The organism is Pseudomonas aphyarum (assembly GCF_028657055.1).
GTDB lineage: Bacteria > Pseudomonadota > Gammaproteobacteria > Pseudomonadales > Pseudomonadaceae > Aquipseudomonas > Aquipseudomonas aphyarum.
Map to the genome: position 1 here is coordinate 54,591 of NZ_JAMDGS010000022.1, position 15,709 is coordinate 70,299.

Consider the following 15,709-nt stretch of genomic DNA (forward strand, 5'->3'; position numbering starts at 1 on the left):
CGTCACTGGACGCGGAGCGTCCCCAGAGGCATTCCCACGCAGAGCGTGGGAACGATCAGTGTGGGGTGATCCGCGTGGGAACGATCTTGAAGCTAAGGCTTAGATCAGCGGCTCATCCGCCTTCTTGTGTTTCCAGCTGTCATTGCCCGGCAGGATCAGGTTCAGCGCAATCGCCACCACCGCGCACAGCGCGATGCCTTTGAGGCCGAAGTCGTCGGGACCTGTGCCAGTGCCGACCAGCACACCGCCGATACCGAACACCAGAGTCACCGAAACGATCACCAGATTGCGCGCTTCGCCCAGATCGATCTTGTGACGGATCAGGGTGTTCATCCCCACCGCCGCGATCGAACCGAACAACAGGCACAGAATCCCGCCCATCACCGGCACCGGAATGCTTTGCAGCAGGGCGCCGAACTTGCCGATGAACGCCAGGGTGATGGCGAAGATCGCCGCCCAGGTCATGATTTTCGGGTTGTAGTTCTTGGTCAGCATCACCGCACCGGTCACTTCGGCGTAGGTCGTGTTGGGCGGGCCGCCGAACAGGCCGGCTGCGGTGGTGGCGATGCCGTCACCGAGCAGGGTGCGATGCAGGCCTGGTTTCTTCAGGTAGTCGCGACCGGTCACGCTGCCAACGGCAATCACGCCGCCGATGTGCTCGATGGCCGGGGCCAGCGCCACCGGGACGATGAACAGGATCGCCTGCCAGTTGAACTCCGGCGCGGTGAAATGAGGAAGTGCAAACCATGGGGCTGCCGCAATCTTCGCGGTGTCGACGACACCGAAATAGAAGGACATGGCGAAACCCACCAGCACGCCGGAAATGATCGGCACCAGGCGGAAAATGCCTTTGCCGAATACCGCCACGATCAACGTGGTCAGTAGCGCCGGCATCGAGATCATCATCGCGGTCTGGTAATGGATCAGCTCCGAACCGTCGCCGGCCTTGCCCATCGCCATGTTCGCGGCAATCGGCGCCATGGCCAGGCCGATGGAGATGATCACCGGACCAATGACGACTGGCGGCAGCAGACGGTCAATGAAGCCGGTGCCTTTGATCTTCACGGCCAGGCCGAGGAAGGTGTAGACGAAACCGGCCGCCATCACGCCGCCCATGGTCGCGGCAAGGCCGAACTGGCCCTTGGCGAGAATGATCGGGGTGATGAAGGCGAAGCTCGATGCCAGGAACACCGGCACCTGACGCCCGGTGACGATCTGGAACAGAATCGTGCCCAGACCCGCGGTAAACAGTGCCACGTTCGGGTCCAGGCCCGTGATCAGTGGCATCAGCACCAGGGCGCCGAAAGCCACGAACAGCATCTGCGCGCCGGACAGCACCGTGCGCCAGAGCGGATCGTTGAACTCTTGCTGCATGCTTACGCGTCCTTCTGCTTGGTGCCGAAGATCTTGTCACCGGCATCGCCAAGCCCAGGAATGATGTAACCGTGCTCGTTGAGTTTCTGATCGATGGACGCGGTGTAGATGATCACGTCCGGGTGTGCTTTCTCGACAGCGGCAATGCCTTCCGGCGCGGCAACCAGCACCATCGCGCGGATGTCCTTGCAACCGGCCTTCTTCAGCAGGTCGATGGTCGCGACCATGGAGCTGCCGGTGGCGAGCATCGGGTCGATGATCATCGCCAGACGTTCGTCGATTTCCGGAACCAGTTTTTCCAGATAGGTGTGGGCCTGCAGGGTTTCTTCGTTACGGGCAACGCCGACGGCGCTGACTTTCGCACCCGGGATCAGGCTCAGGACGCCTTCGAGCATGCCGATGCCGGCACGCAGGATCGGCACGACGGTAATCTTCTTGCCGGCGATTTTCTCGACCGACACAGTGCCGCACCAACCTTCGATATCGTAGGTTTCCAGCGGCAGGTCTTTGGTAGCTTCATAGGTCAACAGGGCACCGACTTCCTGAGCGAGCTCGCGGAAATTCTTGGTGCTGATGTCTGCACGGCGCATAAGGCCAAGTTTGTGACGGATCAGCGGATGGCGGATCTCTTGGATGGACATGGGGAAAGGCTCCGGCGGCGGGCAAAAAAACCGGCCTAGATTAATCTATCCGAGGGTGATGTCCTATAGGACATACAGTACGTTAGTCCACAAATGCTTGATTCGGCCGTGCGGGATGCGTACCTTTGCCCGCTTTTCCGAAACAGACCCCCCTTGGAGAGCGCCATGTCCGCTGATCTCGAGCATATCCGTCAAATCATGCGAGAGGCTGACTGCCTGTACACCGAAGCTGAAGTCGAGGCTGCCATTGCCCGCGTCGGTGCACAAATCAACGAACAACTGGCCGACAGCAACCCGGTGGTGTTCTGCGTGATGAACGGCGGCCTGATCTTCTCCGGCAAACTGCTGACCCATCTGCAGTTCCCGCTGGAAGCGTCCTACCTGCACGCCACCCGTTATCGCAACGAAACCAGCGGCGGCGACCTGTTCTGGAAAGCCAAGCCGGAAGTCTCGTTCATCGACCGCGACGTGCTGATCATCGACGACATCCTCGACGAAGGTCACACCCTGGGCGCGATCATCGACTTCTGCCGTCACGCCGGCGCGCGCAAAGTGCACACCGCCGTGCTGATCGACAAGGATCACGACCGCAAGGCCCGTCCTGACCTGAAAGCCGATTTCGTCGGTCTGCCGTGCATTGACCGTTACATCTTCGGTTACGGCATGGACTACAAAGGCTACTGGCGCAACGCCAACGGGATCTTCGCCGTCAAAGGCATGTAAGAACCCCTGAAAGATCGCAGCCCCAGGCTGCGATCTTTTGCTTTTAAAGACTGCTAAAGTGCTCGGCCCCGCCCCCCCGGAGCCTGTCATGAGCCTCTTGATCCGCAGCTGCGCCGCCCTGTTGCTGACCCTCAGCCTGCCCCTGGCCGCCGCCCCGATGCACAGCCAATTCCTGCCGCCGGACGATCTGACCCTGCGTGATGCCGAACCCGAGCAGCAGCAACTGTTGCAGGTCACCGACTATTCAGTGGTCGTGGGGGCCCAGCGTCAGTCCAATCAGCAGCCGATCCCGGTGACCTCGCCTTTGATGATCCGCCTCAAGGGCAAATCCCTGAACAAGGGCGCGACGATCAATCAGGTGCTGGTCAACTTCGATGGCGAAAGCAAAAGCCTGAAAAAACCGGTGTATGACGACAAGAGCAAGACCCTGACGCTGTTCTACCCGCTGGCCCAGTACCGGGTGGTGATCGATCTGTTGCGCAATGACACCGTGTATTGCCAGTTCCTGACCTACGCCAACGGCCACATCTGGGCCGATTTGCACACCGGCAGCACGCGCTCGCGTTGAGCCTTGTGCCTGCGCAGGGGTAAACTGCCCGCCCCGTGAAATGTCTGCGAGCTGGAGTCGGCAATGCGTAAAGATAAGAAGCAAGTGATTGGTGACGAGATCGGCGATGAGCAGATCAAGCTGTTCCTCGATTTTGAGCCGGTCGACGCCACCTCGCCGTCGCTGCACAAACTGGTCAAGGCTTACCGTGGCCTGCGCATCGACGATTTCGAGCGTTTCCTGACGTTCTTCGTTGCAGCCGGTTATGACGTGGATGGCAAGGACGAGCACGGCAAGACCTTCGTCGACCAGATCCGCGATCAGCGCAACGCCCCGGAATACATCGAGCTGATCGAGAAAGCACGCGGCTGATCGCCCGAAGTTTTCCACAGGCATAAAAAAACGCCCCGCACTCATCGAGTGCGGGGCGTTTTTCATGGAGCCGAATCAGGCGTAGCTTTCGGTCTCGTTGCTGGCTTCAACCAGTTCCAGCGCGACGTTGTTCTGCGTGTTGATCTTGCGATACAGCGCAGCGTCGGTTTCCAGAACCTTTTCACGGGCCGGGAAGATTTCCGCCAGTTTGGCAGCCCACTCACCCTTGGCCTTGGCCGGGAAGCACTTCTCGATCAGTTCCAGCATGATCGAGACGGTCACGGAAGCGCCTGGCGAAGCGCCGAGCAGGGCGGCGAGGGAGCCGTCCTTCGCAGCCACCAGTTCGGTACCGAACTGCAGGATGCCGCCTTTTTTCGGGTCTTTCTTGATGATCTGCACCCGTTGGCCGGCCACTTCCAGGCGCCAGTCTTCGGCTTTCGCCTCCGGGTAGAAACGACGCAGGGATTCCAGACGCTGTTCCATCGACTGCATCACTTCGCTGACCAGGTACTTGGTCAGGTCCATGTTGTTTTTCGCCACGGCCAGCATCGGGCCGATGTTGCCGGCGCGAACCGACATCGGCAGGTCCATGAAGGAGCCGTGCTTGAGGAACTTGGTGGTGAAACCGGCGTATGGCCCGAACAGCAGGGATTTCTTGCCGTCGACCACGCGGGTGTCCAGGTGCGGCACGGACATCGGTGGCGAACCCACGGCGGCCTGGCTGTAAACCTTGGCCTGGTGATGCTTGACCACTTCCGGGTTGTCGCAACGCAGCCACTGGCCGCTGATCGGGAAGCCGCCGAAGCCTTTGCTTTCTTCGATGCCCGAGGCTTGCAGCAGCGGCAGGGCCGCGCCACCGGCGCCGAGGAATACGAACTTGGCGTCGACTTCACGGCTGCTGCCGCTGTTGACGTCCTTGATGCTGACGGTCCAGCCGTTGGCGTTGCGCTTGAGACCGGTCACGCGCTTGCAGTACTTGACCTGGGCATCGGGTGCGCTGGTCAGGTGCTTGAGCAGCTGATTGGTCAGGGCGCCGAAGTTGACGTCGGTGCCGTTGATCACGCGGGTGGCGGCGAGCACCTGGTCTTTTGGACGACCCGGCATCATCAGCGGCATCCACTCGGCCATCTTCGCCTTGTCTTCGGTGTATTCCATGTCGGCGAAGGCGTGGTGCTTGTGCAGCACGTTGAAGCGTTCCTTGAGGAACGAAACGCCTTTCTCACCCTCGACGTAACTCAGGTGTGGCACCGGGCTGATGAAGGATTTGCACGAGCCGAACGTGCCCTTCTTGGTCAGGTACGACCAGAACTGCTTCGACACCTCGAACTGGGTGTTGATGTGCACGGCTTTCTTGATGTCGACGGTGCCGTCGGCAGCCTGCGGTGTATAGTTCAGCTCGCACAGGCCGGCGTGGCCGGTACCGGCGTTGTTCCATGGGTTGGAACTCTCCGCGGCACCGGAATCCATCAGCTCGACGACTTCCAGCTTGATCGCCGGGTCGAGCTCTTTGAGCAGTACTGCGAGGGTGGCACTCATGATGCCGGCCCCAACCAGAACTACGTCGACTGCTTCGTTATGCGCCATTTAACGCGTCTCCAAAATCTGCAGCACCAAATTGTCGGCATGGCTGCCAGGCGTCCAGGGCAGGTCAGTTGAGCCCCGGGTATCCTTGGTCAGGTGTGCCATGTCCGAATCTTCGCAATTTTTCGCAACTTCGACGGATGCGTGCGGCCTGGCTTAAAGAGTCCCATGAACTCATTTCGGCACGGGGCTGGCAATTCGACTTATGGTCGAGACATCCGTTTGTGCAACCAAATCCGTAGCGGACAGGCTTCAGGCTCCGGTATTCGAGGCGTTCCCGTTCCTGTGTCGTTGGGCTGTTTCAGACGCTAATGGTGCATGTTCAGACGCAAAACTATTCATTTGCTCGCCACACTCTTGTGAAGTTGTGAAAACCCGTTTTTTTCACGCTCTTTTGAAGACGTGAACCTCAAAAAGGGCTGTCCGGGGCTGGCACCGTGCCCGAAGGGGCAAACAACTCAGTGGCCGAGCGTCATGACAGCTCTGCAGATTCGCGAAAAGCGGGATTTGCCAGGGAAACAGCAAGCACGCCAGCTTCACTCGATCTGTGTGGGCGGCTCTCTGTGGGCGATTTGGATGCCAATGCAAGCGCATTGACGCTGTTGCGGGGCCCGATCAGGAGACGTCCTTATAATCGGGGGGAGATTGTATCGAAGAAATGCAGGGAGTTGGTCGAGTTTAATGACTTTTATTAGGCATCCGGTCAGATGCTCAACATCGCCTGAGCACGTGCGCGTGGGCGCTGCTGCTCGACCCGGGCGCTGGCAGGCAAAGGCTGGTGCAACCAGTTGAGGCGGATTTCCTCGATTTCGACCCAACCGTCACCCATTGGCTGCAGGCTGCATTGCTTGAAGGCCTGGCAATGGCCGTTGCGGTCGAGCAGGGCGAAGCTGCGGTGCAGCGGGCGTGGGGCGAACAACGAGATCAGATAGCGCATGGCAGTGTTCCTTTTGGGGATCTGTGGCGAGATTGTCAAAGGAACGTGAAGCGAACGTGTATGGGGGGTGAAGAATGTGTGACAGGAACCGCTGGCGGCGGGGTTTGTCTGAGATTTCAGTGCTGGTGACCCACAGTGGCCCACCGCTATACTGCCGGCCTGTCTGTGCCTGATTCTGGAGAGAAGAGCATGTTGCAACGCCTGTTGTTCGGTTTGATCACTGTGACCAGTTTGACCCTGGTTGGCTGCGCCCACAGCCCGCAACAACTGAGCCCGGAACCGAAGCTGACCACTCAGCTGGCACCGGTCGGCCATGGCCAGCCTGTCGTGGTCCGCGTGGTCGACGGTCGTCCGTCGCCAACCCTCGGCACCCGTGGCGGCCTGTACCCGGAAACCAGCGCCATCACCGTGCAGCGCGAGCAGATCCTGCCGAAGTTGCAGGCCCAGGCCGAAGCGGCCGTGCGTCTGCTGGGCTTCACCCCGTCCAACGGCGCGATGAATGCTCCACAGCTGACCGTGACCCTGACTGAACTGAAATACCAGTCGCCGAAAGAAGGCATGTACGTGACCGAGGCTACCATCGGCGCGACCTTCCGTTCCGACGTACAGAGCGGCAACCGTCGCTACAGCGGCCGTTACGGTGCCTCGCTGGACCAGCGTTTCGGCATGGCGCCGAACCAGGAAACCAACACCAAGCTGGTCAGCGACGTGCTGAGCGATGCGCTGACCCGTCTGTTCAAGGATCCGACCGTGGGTCAGGTCCTCGCCGAGTAAGTATTCGGTTGATGTGAAAAAGCCCGGGGCCAGTGATGGCTCCGGGCTTTTTTCTGGGCGGTAGATTTATGTTGTCCGGGAGATCCTACCCCCTCACCCCAGCCCTCTCCCCCAAGGGGGCGAGGGGGAAAGGGAGCAGATTGGGGGCTACTCAAATTTTGAGTTCGACTCGATAGTTCAGGTCGGTGTAGCTCAAATATTCACCTCGGTCAGTCCCCTCTCCCTCCGGGAGAGGGCTAGGGTGAGGGTGCTTTTGCTTTTAGGCGGCTTGCGAATAGAAGTCGAGAACGCTGACACCAGTCAGCAGGTCGGTCTCGGGCAAGTCCGCATGCTGGTGCCCGCCGAGGGCGCAATACACCAGCCAGTGACGGTCCTGAACATTGAAGGCCAGGCTGCCGACGAGGGTCTGTTGTTCGTCGGACGGGGAGATGAGGTACAGGCGATCCTGGTTTTCAGCGTGAAGCATGTCGCGTTCCGTGTCGGTTTCGAGGCGCGCAGGGTGACTGAAACAAATGACGGTGCCGTGACACAGGACAGCCATCGGTCGATTGATGGGTTATTTGTCGCAAAGGCTAGGGCAGTCGGGGACGGTTTCGGTAGAATCCGCGCCGCGGTCGTCGGTCTGGCGTTCGCCATACCCGGTTTAGATTGAGGTCTGTGATGTCGCTGCACTTGATGACGCTGTTTACCGCCCATCCCGCCAAACTGATCAACCTGCTGGCCCTGCTGTTGGCCTTCCCCGGCAGTTGGCTGCTGCACGCGACCCGTCGCCGTGAACAACGGGCGATGGCCAGTATCGCGGCCCAGCGCCAGAGTCAGCCGAATCAGGAACCGGTGCTCGATTGGGCGACCCTGCGCATGAACCGCTTCTTCTACCGCTTCGGTTTTGCCTGCCTGGGCCTGGCGTTGCTGGTGTCCTGGATCAGTACCCGCTTCTGAACGAAAAACGGCGCCCGAAGGCGCCGTTCTTGTATCTGGCTGAAACCGCTTACAGCGGCAAACCAGCCTTGACCCGGTACTGATTGCGCACCGGCGTCGCATATTGCAGTACCAGATACGGACGATGCTCCTCGGGGCAGGCGTCCAGACGGTTCTGCCATTCTTCCTGGGCCTTGGCCAGCTCTTCGGCACCGAACACTTCGGCAGCCTTCGGCACGTTCAGTTGCGGATCGGCATCGGCCCACTGCGCGTACGCCAGGTAATGCACCGGGAACAACCGGTAGCCGCCGAGAATCTGCTTGTCCATCTCGACCGCCAACTGCTTGGTGTCCTCGAACAGCTCGGTGATCGGCGCGGCGAAGTTCACGTGCACCCGGCCCTTGTAGCCGGTGATGCCCTTGGCGATGCTCACGTCATCCTCGCCCGGTGCCTTGCTGTAGGTGCCGGTGGTGGCGCGGATGTACAGCTCGCGGGCCTTGGCCTGGTCGCACGGGTCGTATTCGTAGCTGATCGACACCGGGGTCAGGTTCAGCGACTGGATGACTTCGCCGAACGGCTCATCCTTGCGGCTCATGTGGAACATCTTGAGGATCGCCGACTCGGTACGGTCGTCGCCGTCCTTGGCGCGGCCTTCGGCCTGGGCGATCCAGATCGAGGCGCAGTCATTGCGGATCGAGTGGTTGATGTACGCCGACAGCAGTTGATAGGCGGCCATTTTCTCGCGACGCCCGGTGATCGAGCGATGAACGATGAAGCTCTTGTTCAGGCGCATCAGGTCGCTGACAAACGGCTTTTGCAGCAGGTTGTCGCCAATCGCGATACGCGGCGTCGGCAGGCCGGCGTGGTACACGGCGTAATTGACGAAGGCCGGGTCCATCACGATGTCGCGGTGGTTGGCGATGAAAAGATAAGCGCTGCCGGACTTGAATTGCTCGACCCCGGTGTAGGTCACGCCGTCGGTGGCGCGCTCGATGGTGTGGTCGACGTAGAACTCGACCTTGTCCTGCAAAGTGGCCACGGAGGTCACGTCGGCAAACTCACGACGCAGCCGATGGGCTATAAGTGGTTTGAGCATCCAGCCGAAGGCACCGGCAAAACGCGGGAAGCGGAAGTGGGTGAGGATATCTAGAAACGCCTTGTCGCCGAGCAGTCGCGCCAGTACCGCAGGTACTTCGCTGTCGTCGTAAGGTCGGATGGCATCGAATTCGCCCATCATGCTCTCTTGTTGGAAACGGCTAGGGTAAGTAAAGGTTTTGATCGAAAACCAACGGGGCACGGTCTGAAAAAGTAGCCAGACAAAAATAGCCCTGCAAATAGACCGGCGATTATACGCACAAGTCACCCGGGAGACCGCGATGCTGGAAAGCGCAGTATATGAATGTCCGTATTGTGGTGAAGAGGTCGAGACGACCGTGGATCTCTCCGCTGGCGACCAGACCTATATTGAAGACTGTCAGGTGTGCTGTCGGCCGATCACCTTTGTGTTGCAGGTCCATGGAGAGGACTGGTTTCTGGAAGTCTTCAGCGAAAACGAGTGAGGCGCGCCCATGCAGCGAATCTACGAACCGGAAAACCTGATGGAAGGCGAAATGCTCAAGGGCATGCTTGCCAGCGAGGGCATCGAGGCGCATCTGGTCGGGCGCGATCTGCTGGGCGGCACGGGGGAGTTGCCGATCTTCGGTCTGCTGGGCCTGTCGGTCGATAACGACCAGGCCGAATACGCCCGCGAGCTGATCAGTGCGTACAATGCCGCGCTGCCGCTGCCTGGCGATGAACCGGACAGCTATCCCGGGACGCTGGTCTGTTAGGCTGGCGTTCGTTTTATTTGTGAGTCGTGCTGCCCCATGTGTGGACGTTATGCCCTGTTTCGCTGGAACCGCGATTTCGCGAACCTGCCCGGTTTTCCTGCCGATCAGCAGGCGCAGTGGAACATTTCCCCCAGCGACTCGGTGTTGATGCTGCGCGCCGAACCCGACGGCCAGCGCACGCTGGCCCGTGCCCGCTGGGGGCTGACACCGCCGTGGCTGACCGACATGTCGCGCACGCCGGCCCATGCCCGGGCCGAAACCGTTGCCGAACAGCCTATGTTTCGCGAAGCCCTGCGCCTGCGTCGCTGTCTGCTGCCGGCCAACGGTTTCTACGAATGGCGCGGCAACGTGCGCAAGCGGCCGTACTGGCTGACACCGGGAGAAGGGGCGTCGTTGTTTTTTGCGGCGATCTGGGAAGCGTATCCGGTGCAGGAGCAGGTCTGGCTGAGCACGGCGGTGATTACCCAGCCTGCGGCCAGTCAGCGCCGGCCGTTGATTCTTGATGAGGCGGGGCAGGCGGCGTGGCTTGATCCTGAAACGCCGCTGCATGTTCTGCAAGGCCTGCTCGCCAGCGAACCTGCTGCTTTGCGCGAGCGGGTGCTGGCGAACCTGGTCAATGATCCGAAGCTCAACGGGCCGGAGTGTTTGACTCCGGCCTGATGCATCCAGATCAAAAGCCCCCTCACCCCAGCCCTCTCCCGGAGGGAGAGGGAGCCGACCGAGGTGTCTTGAGCGATCCAGCGACTTGATACACCGAGTTGATTATGGATTCAGCGAATATCTTTCAGGTCGGTGTCATTCTGAAATATCCCCCAATCAGTCCCCTCTCCCTCCGGGAGAGGGCTAGGGTGAGGGAGCTTTTGACTTTTAGCCTTCGACGTCACACCTTGAACTGATTGATCAACCGCCGCTGCTGCTCCGCCAGTTTGGTCAGATCCGCACTCGCCGAACTCGATTCATCCGCACCACCCGCCACCTCATTCGCCACCTGGCCGATGTTGATCACGTTGCGGTTGATGTCGTCGGCCACCGCGCTCTGTTCTTCGGCAGCGCTGGCGATCTGGGTGTTCATGTCGTTGATCACCGACACTGCCTGGGTGATGGTCTCCAGCGCCTCGGCTGCCTTGGCCGCGTGCTGCACGCTCTCGTCGGTGCGGTTCTGGCTGTCCTCCATGACCCGCACCACATCGCGGGTGCCCTGCTGCAGTTGCTGGATCATGCTCTGGATTTCTTCGGTGGCCTTCTGGGTTTTCTGCGCCAGGTTGCGCACTTCATCGGCCACCACCGCAAATCCGCGTCCCTGCTCACCGGCACGGGCCGCTTCAATCGCCGCGTTGAGGGCCAGCAGGTTGGTCTGCTCGGCGATCCCGCGAATGGCGATGAGGATCGCGTTGATGTTTTCACTGTCCTTGGCCAGAGTCTGAACAACGTCCACGGCCTTGCCGATTTCCACGGCCAGCACGCCGATCGAATTCGACGTATCGCGCACGATTTGCATGCCCTGACTGGCCGCCTGATCGGCGTGGCTGGCGGCTTGCGCGGCCTGGGTCGCGTTACGCGCCACGTCTTGCGCGGTCGCGGTCATTTCCTGCACGGCGGTGGCGACCTGATCAATCTCGGCCATCTGCTTCTGAATGCCGATATTGGTCCGGATCGCGATGTCCGCGGTGTGCTCCGAGGAATCGCTTACGCTCTGTACCGACGACACCACCTGCGTGATCATCCCCTGCAACTTGGCGAGGAAGGTATTGAAGCCTTTGGCGATTGAACCGAGTTCGTCTTTGCGATCACTGGTCAAACGACGGGTCAGATCACCTTCGCCCTGGGCAATGTCGTCGAGCATGGTCACCATCTGTTTGAGCGGGCGGGCGATGCCGTGGCCCACCAGCCAGATCACCAGCAAACCAAGACCGGCAATGATCAGACCGACCATGGCCATGCCGAAGGTGTCGGATTTGCGCTGGGCGTCGAGGTCGCCTTGGAGCTTTTGCAGATCTGCCATCACCGCGTCGAGCGGCAGTTGCAGCAACAGCGTCCAGCGCGCGTCGGTCTGGCCGATGCCGAACGGCAGGTACAACTCGATCCGGCCTTGCTCTTTATTGACGGTGTAGGTCACTTCGCCGCGCTTGAGATTGGCCATGTTGGCAATCTGCTGGGCGTCGAGGATGTCGCTGACCTTCTCGCCGAATTTGCTCGGATCCTTGGTGTAGGCAACGATTCGGCCGTTGCCGCCGATCAGGGCCATCTGTCCGGCGCCGCTGTACAGTTTCTGGTTGGCGCCCAGGAGCATTTCCTGGATGAAGTTCACCGACAGGTCGGCGCCGACGATGCCCTGGAAGGCGCCGTTGAGCATGATCGGTTCAATAAAGGAGGCGAGCATGACGATCTTGTCGCCGACCTTGTACGGGGCGGGATCGATCACGCAGGATTTTTTGGTTTCTTTCGAGCACAGGTAGTACTCGCTGGCGCGCACGCCGGTGGACAGGACTTTCTGGTCGTCGACGTCTACCAGTTTGTCCAGGCCCAGGGTGCCGTCGTCGTTGCGGAACCACCACGGCAGGAAACGTCCGTTGGCGGCGTCGATACCGACCACGCTGGTGCCGACGTAGGCCGCGTCATTGTGGTCCAGTGCGTTCTTTTCCCAACCGATGTAGGTGCCGAGAATCTTCGGGTTCTTCTCGACGTTTTCCTTGATCAGGCTGATCAGTTGCTCACGGCTGACGGTCAGTCGCGGCTGGCCATCGGCGCCCGGCGTGCCGAGCAGGGCGTTGACCCGTACCAGTCCGCCGGCGATCAACAGCGGCGCTTCCAGTTCGCGCTGGATCTGGCTGACCTGGGTCTGCGCCAGCGATGTCAGGCGCTGTTCGATGACTTGCTCGAACTGGGCCTGGGTCCGTTGCTGGACCATCTCCTGAGTGCGGGCACCGGAGAACAGCGCGTACAGCACCAGCGCGGCGACTACGCTGAGTACGATGGCGCCGGCCAGGGCGGCCACGGAAAACTGGATCGACTTGAACTTCATGTGAGCTCCGCACGCGAGAGGACGTCTGCGCTGCTGTATCGGCAGCCACTATTGAGCCATGAGGTATAGAGGGAGTAATTGCAGCGCAATGTCGCAAATGGATCAGTGCGCGACGCAGTTGCAGCGGGCCTGGTGGCGGATGTGAATTTTTTCCTACAGGGCTGGCGGGAGTTTTCTGAAAGTAGATGCAACACGTCCGTTGTATCTGGCGTCGATACAATTACCCGCCTAGGATACGCGGCAGGTTTTCAGGGAGCTTTTGAATGAACAAGACATTGGTTGTAAGTGCACTGAGCGCAGCGCTGTTGCTGGCCGGTTGTCAGTCGGTCAACACCACCAGCGGCGGTGCCGTGGGCGTGGAACGCAAGCAGTACATGTTCAGCATGCTGTCCTCGCAAGAGGTCGACCAGATGTATGCCCAGTCCTATCAGAAGACCGTGGGCGAGGCGTCCAGCAAAGGCGTGCTGGACAAGACCAGCAACGATGCCAAACGCATTCAGGCCATCGCCAACCGGCTGATCGCCCAGGCACCGAATTTCCGTCCGGATTCGGCGCAGTGGAAATGGGAAGTGAACCTGATCAAGAGCGACGAGCTCAACGCCAACTGCGGTCCTGGCGGCAAGATCATTTTCTACACCGGGCTGATCGACAGTCTGAAACTTACTGACGATGAAATCGCCGCGGTCATGGGCCATGAAATCGCCCACGCCCTGCGCGAGCATGGTCGTGAAGCAATGTCCAAGGCCTATGGCATCGAAATGGCCAAGCAGGGCGCCGGTGCGTTGCTCGGCCTGGGACAGGACAGCCTGGCGCTGGCCGACACCGTGGCCAACTACGGCATGACGCTGCCCAACAGCCGCGCCAACGAGAACGAAGCCGACCTGATCGGTCTGGAACTGGCGGCGCGTGCCGGGTACAACCCGAACGCTGCGATCACCTTGTGGAACAAGATGAGCAAGGCTTCCGAAGGGGCACCGCCAGAGTTCATGAGCACTCACCCGGCATCGTCCAGCCGGATCGCTTCGCTGGAAGCTGCCATTCCGAAGGTCATGCCGCTTTACGAGAAAGCGCCCAAGTCCTGAAGCCATGATCGCTCCCGCACTCGGTGCGGGAGCGATCTGCCGGATCAAACCCAGCCGCTGCTCTGCATCGCCTTGTACACCGCGACGATCGCCAGGATCAGGAACGCCGAGGCGGCCAGTCGACGGATCAGGGTCAGCGGCAGTTTTTCTGCTGCAAAATTCCCCGCCAATACCACTGGCACGTTGGCGATCAGCATGCCCGCCGTTGTACCGATGATCACCAGCCACAATTCCGGGTATTGCGCCGCCAGCATCACCGTGGCGATCTGGGTCTTGTCACCGATTTCCGCCAGGAAGAACGCAATCAGCGTGGTCAGGAATGGCCCGAACTTGCGGGCAGTGCTGGCTTCATCGTCATCCATCTTGTCCGGCACCAGCGTCCACAGGGCGGTGGCGGCGAAGCTCGCGGCGAGAATCCAGTGCAGGACCGAATCGGAGAAGAAGCTGCCGAACCAGGCGCCGACCGCGCCGGCTGCCGCGTGGTTGGCCAGGGTCGCAGCGACGATACCGGCGATGATCGGCCAGGGTTTGCGAAAGCGAGCGGCGAGAATCAGCGCGAGCAGTTGCGTCTTGTCGCCGATTTCGGCCAAGGCAACGATTGCGGTGGGAACGAGTAACGAGTCCAGCATCAGGATTTCCTAAGGGGCGGGTCGACACGGCTATGACACGTACAGCCTTCCCGCCCCGGGTAAGGTGTGCGTGTCATAGGTCTTGTCAAACCCTGCGATCCGTCTGGTGCGGACGCTTGGGTCGCATACGCCATGATCTGAGGATCAAGTATGTTGACGTATGCCGGACGAGCTTGGCGCTCGTGGGAGACTACTCCCCTAGGACGGAGCGGATTCTGCCTAGGCAGAATCCATTCGGCAAGTGCTAATTTTCAGCCGCGCTTGGCCCGGTAAATCCGGAAACCATTGCCTTCGGCCTTGATCGCGCAGACCCCGAGATGCTCTTCGATCAGCGGTTGATACTTCAGGAAGCTGTTGGCAACCAGGCGAAGTTCGCCGCCGTTTTTCAGATGTTTGGCTGCTTTTCGCAGCAAGTTCTCGGTGGCGAAATAGTCGGTATGAACGCCGACATGGAACGGCGGGTTGCTCAGAATCGCGTTCAACCCCATCGGCGCGGCATCGATGCCGTCACCGGTCAGCACCTCGGCTTCCAGACCGTTGGCGGCCAGGGTCAGACGGCTGCTGGCGGCAGCGAAGGCATCAACGTCGAGCAACGTGACCTGATTGTGCGGGTAACGACGCTTGACCGCCGCGCCGAGCACGCCGGCGCCGCAACCGAAGTCCAGCAAATGACCGCTCGGCAGTTTGTCCAGGTGTTCCAGCAGCAGGGCGCTGCCGCGATCCAGTCGGCCGTGGCTGAACACGCCCGGCAGGCTGATGACTTTCAACGGGCCTTCGGCCAGCGGCAGTTCATAGGTCTGCGCCAGGCTTTCCAGCGGTTTGGCTTCCGGGGCGTTGGCCACGGTCACTTGCCACAACTGGCAATGGCGCGCGCTGTCGAGCTTGCGCGGCTTGCCGAACGAGTTGAGCTGTTTGGAGGCGCCTTCAATGCCGCTGCGTTTTTCCCCGACCAGATACACCTCACGCCCGGCCAGACGCGAAGCCACGGCATTGAGGATGTAATCGGTCAGATCCTTGGCCTTGGGCAGAAACACCACGGCGTTGGTGAACTCGCGTTCCGGCACGTTCACGCCAAAATGGCTGCGGCCTTCGAAGCGCGCATCGAGTGCGGCCTGATCGCCGGCGTGCCAGCACCAGCCAAACGCATCGGGCAGGCGCCCCAGCAGATCATCGGCAGGCAAACCGGCCAGCAATACCGAACCCTGGAATAACTCGGCCTGACGAAGCAGTACTTCACTGCGCGGATCCATAACTGCTCCTGTGAAAAAAAGTGCCGCAGT

At 60.5% G+C, this 15,709-nt stretch carries 18 protein-coding genes and 1 riboswitch; of the genes, 9 read left to right on the plus strand and 9 right to left on the minus strand.

Features of this window, described 5'->3' with window-relative positions:
* Window positions 1-99: 99 nt before the first annotated feature.
* Complete coding sequence (locus M5G18_RS28135; RefSeq protein WP_007951684.1) at window positions 100-1,374, minus strand: uracil-xanthine permease family protein; 1,275 nt, start codon at window positions 1,372-1,374, stop codon at window positions 100-102.
* Between the two features lie 2 nt (window positions 1,375-1,376).
* Entirely contained in the window at window positions 1,377-2,015 is a 639-nt protein-coding gene (gene upp / locus M5G18_RS28140; protein WP_007951682.1) for a uracil phosphoribosyltransferase, read from the minus strand.
* Between the two features lie 165 nt (window positions 2,016-2,180).
* On the opposite strand from upp, the gene M5G18_RS28145 reads away from it, so the two are divergent.
* From M5G18_RS28145 to M5G18_RS28155, 3 genes are all read left to right on the plus strand, one after another.
* Window positions 2,181-2,738 (plus strand): hypoxanthine-guanine phosphoribosyltransferase, encoded by a 558-nt coding sequence (locus M5G18_RS28145; protein WP_007951681.1) that lies wholly within the window; start codon window positions 2,181-2,183, stop codon window positions 2,736-2,738.
* Window positions 2,739-2,826: 88 nt separating this feature from the next.
* Entirely contained in the window at window positions 2,827-3,306 is a 480-nt protein-coding gene (locus tag M5G18_RS28150; protein ID WP_007951680.1) for a hypothetical protein, read from the plus strand.
* A gap of 63 nt (window positions 3,307-3,369) precedes the next feature.
* The gene (locus M5G18_RS28155) at window positions 3,370-3,657 is read left to right on the plus strand and encodes a PA4642 family protein (RefSeq protein ID WP_007951679.1); all 288 of its coding nucleotides are present in this window, start codon (window positions 3,370-3,372) and stop codon (window positions 3,655-3,657) included.
* Between the two features lie 75 nt (window positions 3,658-3,732).
* Here the strand turns inward: M5G18_RS28155 and mqo are convergent, their stop codons facing one another.
* A complete protein-coding gene (mqo, locus tag M5G18_RS28160) occupies window positions 3,733-5,241 on the minus strand; it encodes a malate dehydrogenase (quinone) (RefSeq protein WP_115079176.1) in 1,509 nt (502 codons plus the stop codon).
* Between the two features lie 700 nt (window positions 5,242-5,941).
* A complete protein-coding gene (locus M5G18_RS28165; RefSeq protein ID WP_039766297.1) occupies window positions 5,942-6,175 on the minus strand; it encodes a hypothetical protein in 234 nt (77 codons plus the stop codon).
* A gap of 189 nt (window positions 6,176-6,364) precedes the next feature.
* On the opposite strand from M5G18_RS28165, the gene M5G18_RS28170 reads away from it, so the two are divergent.
* Window positions 6,365-6,949, plus strand: a complete 585-nt coding sequence (locus M5G18_RS28170; protein ID WP_011335900.1) for a YajG family lipoprotein — start codon at window positions 6,365-6,367, stop codon at window positions 6,947-6,949.
* A 259-nt stretch (window positions 6,950-7,208) separates the two neighbouring features.
* Here the strand turns inward: M5G18_RS28170 and M5G18_RS28175 are convergent, their stop codons facing one another.
* The gene (locus M5G18_RS28175; RefSeq protein WP_039766399.1) at window positions 7,209-7,415 is read right to left on the minus strand and encodes a hypothetical protein; all 207 of its coding nucleotides are present in this window, start codon (window positions 7,413-7,415) and stop codon (window positions 7,209-7,211) included.
* A 194-nt stretch (window positions 7,416-7,609) separates the two neighbouring features.
* Here M5G18_RS28175 and M5G18_RS28180 point away from each other — a divergent pair, with 194 nt between their 5' ends.
* Window positions 7,610-7,888, plus strand: coding sequence for a hypothetical protein (locus M5G18_RS28180; protein WP_007951673.1), 279 nt, complete (start codon window positions 7,610-7,612; stop codon window positions 7,886-7,888).
* A 49-nt stretch (window positions 7,889-7,937) separates the two neighbouring features.
* Here the strand turns inward: M5G18_RS28180 and M5G18_RS28185 are convergent, their stop codons facing one another.
* Window positions 7,938-9,101 (minus strand): 1-acyl-sn-glycerol-3-phosphate acyltransferase, encoded by a 1,164-nt coding sequence (locus tag M5G18_RS28185; protein WP_170929378.1) that lies wholly within the window; start codon window positions 9,099-9,101, stop codon window positions 7,938-7,940.
* A 142-nt stretch (window positions 9,102-9,243) separates the two neighbouring features.
* Between M5G18_RS28185 and M5G18_RS28190 the strand changes: the two genes are divergently transcribed.
* The 3 genes from M5G18_RS28190 to M5G18_RS28200 are packed head-to-tail and all read left to right on the plus strand — an operon-like array spanning window position 9,244 to window position 10,356.
* Window positions 9,244-9,426 (plus strand): CPXCG motif-containing cysteine-rich protein, encoded by a 183-nt coding sequence (locus tag M5G18_RS28190; protein WP_011335896.1) that lies wholly within the window; start codon window positions 9,244-9,246, stop codon window positions 9,424-9,426.
* Window positions 9,427-9,435: 9 nt separating this feature from the next.
* The gene (locus M5G18_RS28195; RefSeq protein WP_011335895.1) at window positions 9,436-9,696 is read left to right on the plus strand and encodes a putative signal transducing protein; all 261 of its coding nucleotides are present in this window, start codon (window positions 9,436-9,438) and stop codon (window positions 9,694-9,696) included.
* A 36-nt stretch (window positions 9,697-9,732) separates the two neighbouring features.
* Window positions 9,733-10,356 carry an SOS response-associated peptidase gene (locus M5G18_RS28200; protein ID WP_273898683.1) on the plus strand — a complete coding sequence of 208 codons (624 nt, stop codon included), beginning with the start codon at window positions 9,733-9,735 and terminating at the stop codon, window positions 10,354-10,356.
* Between the two features lie 220 nt (window positions 10,357-10,576).
* On the opposite strand, the gene M5G18_RS29125 is transcribed toward M5G18_RS28200, so the two are convergent.
* A complete protein-coding gene (locus tag M5G18_RS29125) occupies window positions 10,577-12,718 on the minus strand; it encodes a methyl-accepting chemotaxis protein (RefSeq protein WP_273898685.1) in 2,142 nt (713 codons plus the stop codon).
* 263 nt (window positions 12,719-12,981) lie between these two features.
* On the opposite strand from M5G18_RS29125, the gene M5G18_RS28210 reads away from it, so the two are divergent.
* Window positions 12,982-13,800, plus strand: coding sequence for a M48 family metallopeptidase (locus tag M5G18_RS28210; protein WP_085700865.1), 819 nt, complete (start codon window positions 12,982-12,984; stop codon window positions 13,798-13,800).
* Window positions 13,801-13,844: 44 nt separating this feature from the next.
* On the opposite strand, the gene M5G18_RS28215 is transcribed toward M5G18_RS28210, so the two are convergent.
* Both M5G18_RS28215 and M5G18_RS28220 read right to left on the minus strand, forming a co-directional pair.
* Window positions 13,845-14,429, minus strand: coding sequence for a TMEM165/GDT1 family protein (locus tag M5G18_RS28215; RefSeq protein ID WP_007956837.1), 585 nt, complete (start codon window positions 14,427-14,429; stop codon window positions 13,845-13,847).
* Between the two features lie 87 nt (window positions 14,430-14,516).
* Window positions 14,517-14,641: riboswitch (yybP-ykoY riboswitch) on the minus strand.
* Between the two features lie 39 nt (window positions 14,642-14,680).
* Window positions 14,681-15,679 (minus strand): class I SAM-dependent methyltransferase, encoded by a 999-nt coding sequence (locus M5G18_RS28220; RefSeq protein WP_273898691.1) that lies wholly within the window; start codon window positions 15,677-15,679, stop codon window positions 14,681-14,683.
* Between the last annotated feature and the right edge of the window lie 30 nt (window positions 15,680-15,709).

What these genes read in the sequence shown, in the direction of transcription:
- M5G18_RS28180 (WP_007951673.1), top strand. Translation starts at nt 7,610, where the DNA reads ATGTCGCTGCACTTGATGACGCTGTTTACCGCCCATCCCGCCAAACTG.
- M5G18_RS28195 (WP_011335895.1), top strand. Translation starts at nt 9,436, where the DNA reads ATGCAGCGAATCTACGAACCGGAAAACCTGATGGAAGGCGAAATGCTC.
- M5G18_RS28185 (WP_170929378.1), bottom strand. Translation starts at nt 9,101, where the DNA reads ATGGGCGAATTCGATGCCATCCGACCTTACGACGACAGCGAAGTACCT.
- M5G18_RS28220 (WP_273898691.1), bottom strand. Translation starts at nt 15,679, where the DNA reads ATGGATCCGCGCAGTGAAGTACTGCTTCGTCAGGCCGAGTTATTCCAG.
- M5G18_RS28135 (WP_007951684.1), bottom strand. Translation starts at nt 1,374, where the DNA reads ATGCAGCAAGAGTTCAACGATCCGCTCTGGCGCACGGTGCTGTCCGGC.
- M5G18_RS29125 (WP_273898685.1), bottom strand. Translation starts at nt 12,718, where the DNA reads ATGAAGTTCAAGTCGATCCAGTTTTCCGTGGCCGCCCTGGCCGGCGCC.
- M5G18_RS28190 (WP_011335896.1), top strand. Translation starts at nt 9,244, where the DNA reads ATGCTGGAAAGCGCAGTATATGAATGTCCGTATTGTGGTGAAGAGGTC.
- M5G18_RS28210 (WP_085700865.1), top strand. Translation starts at nt 12,982, where the DNA reads ATGAACAAGACATTGGTTGTAAGTGCACTGAGCGCAGCGCTGTTGCTG.
- M5G18_RS28175 (WP_039766399.1), bottom strand. Translation starts at nt 7,415, where the DNA reads ATGCTTCACGCTGAAAACCAGGATCGCCTGTACCTCATCTCCCCGTCC.
- M5G18_RS28170 (WP_011335900.1), top strand. Translation starts at nt 6,365, where the DNA reads ATGTTGCAACGCCTGTTGTTCGGTTTGATCACTGTGACCAGTTTGACC.
- M5G18_RS28150 (WP_007951680.1), top strand. Translation starts at nt 2,827, where the DNA reads ATGAGCCTCTTGATCCGCAGCTGCGCCGCCCTGTTGCTGACCCTCAGC.
- upp (WP_007951682.1), bottom strand. Translation starts at nt 2,015, where the DNA reads ATGTCCATCCAAGAGATCCGCCATCCGCTGATCCGTCACAAACTTGGC.
- M5G18_RS28145 (WP_007951681.1), top strand. Translation starts at nt 2,181, where the DNA reads ATGTCCGCTGATCTCGAGCATATCCGTCAAATCATGCGAGAGGCTGAC.
- M5G18_RS28165 (WP_039766297.1), bottom strand. Translation starts at nt 6,175, where the DNA reads ATGCGCTATCTGATCTCGTTGTTCGCCCCACGCCCGCTGCACCGCAGC.
- M5G18_RS28200 (WP_273898683.1), top strand. Translation starts at nt 9,733, where the DNA reads ATGTGTGGACGTTATGCCCTGTTTCGCTGGAACCGCGATTTCGCGAAC.
- M5G18_RS28155 (WP_007951679.1), top strand. Translation starts at nt 3,370, where the DNA reads ATGCGTAAAGATAAGAAGCAAGTGATTGGTGACGAGATCGGCGATGAG.
- M5G18_RS28215 (WP_007956837.1), bottom strand. Translation starts at nt 14,429, where the DNA reads ATGCTGGACTCGTTACTCGTTCCCACCGCAATCGTTGCCTTGGCCGAA.
- mqo (WP_115079176.1), bottom strand. Translation starts at nt 5,241, where the DNA reads ATGGCGCATAACGAAGCAGTCGACGTAGTTCTGGTTGGGGCCGGCATC.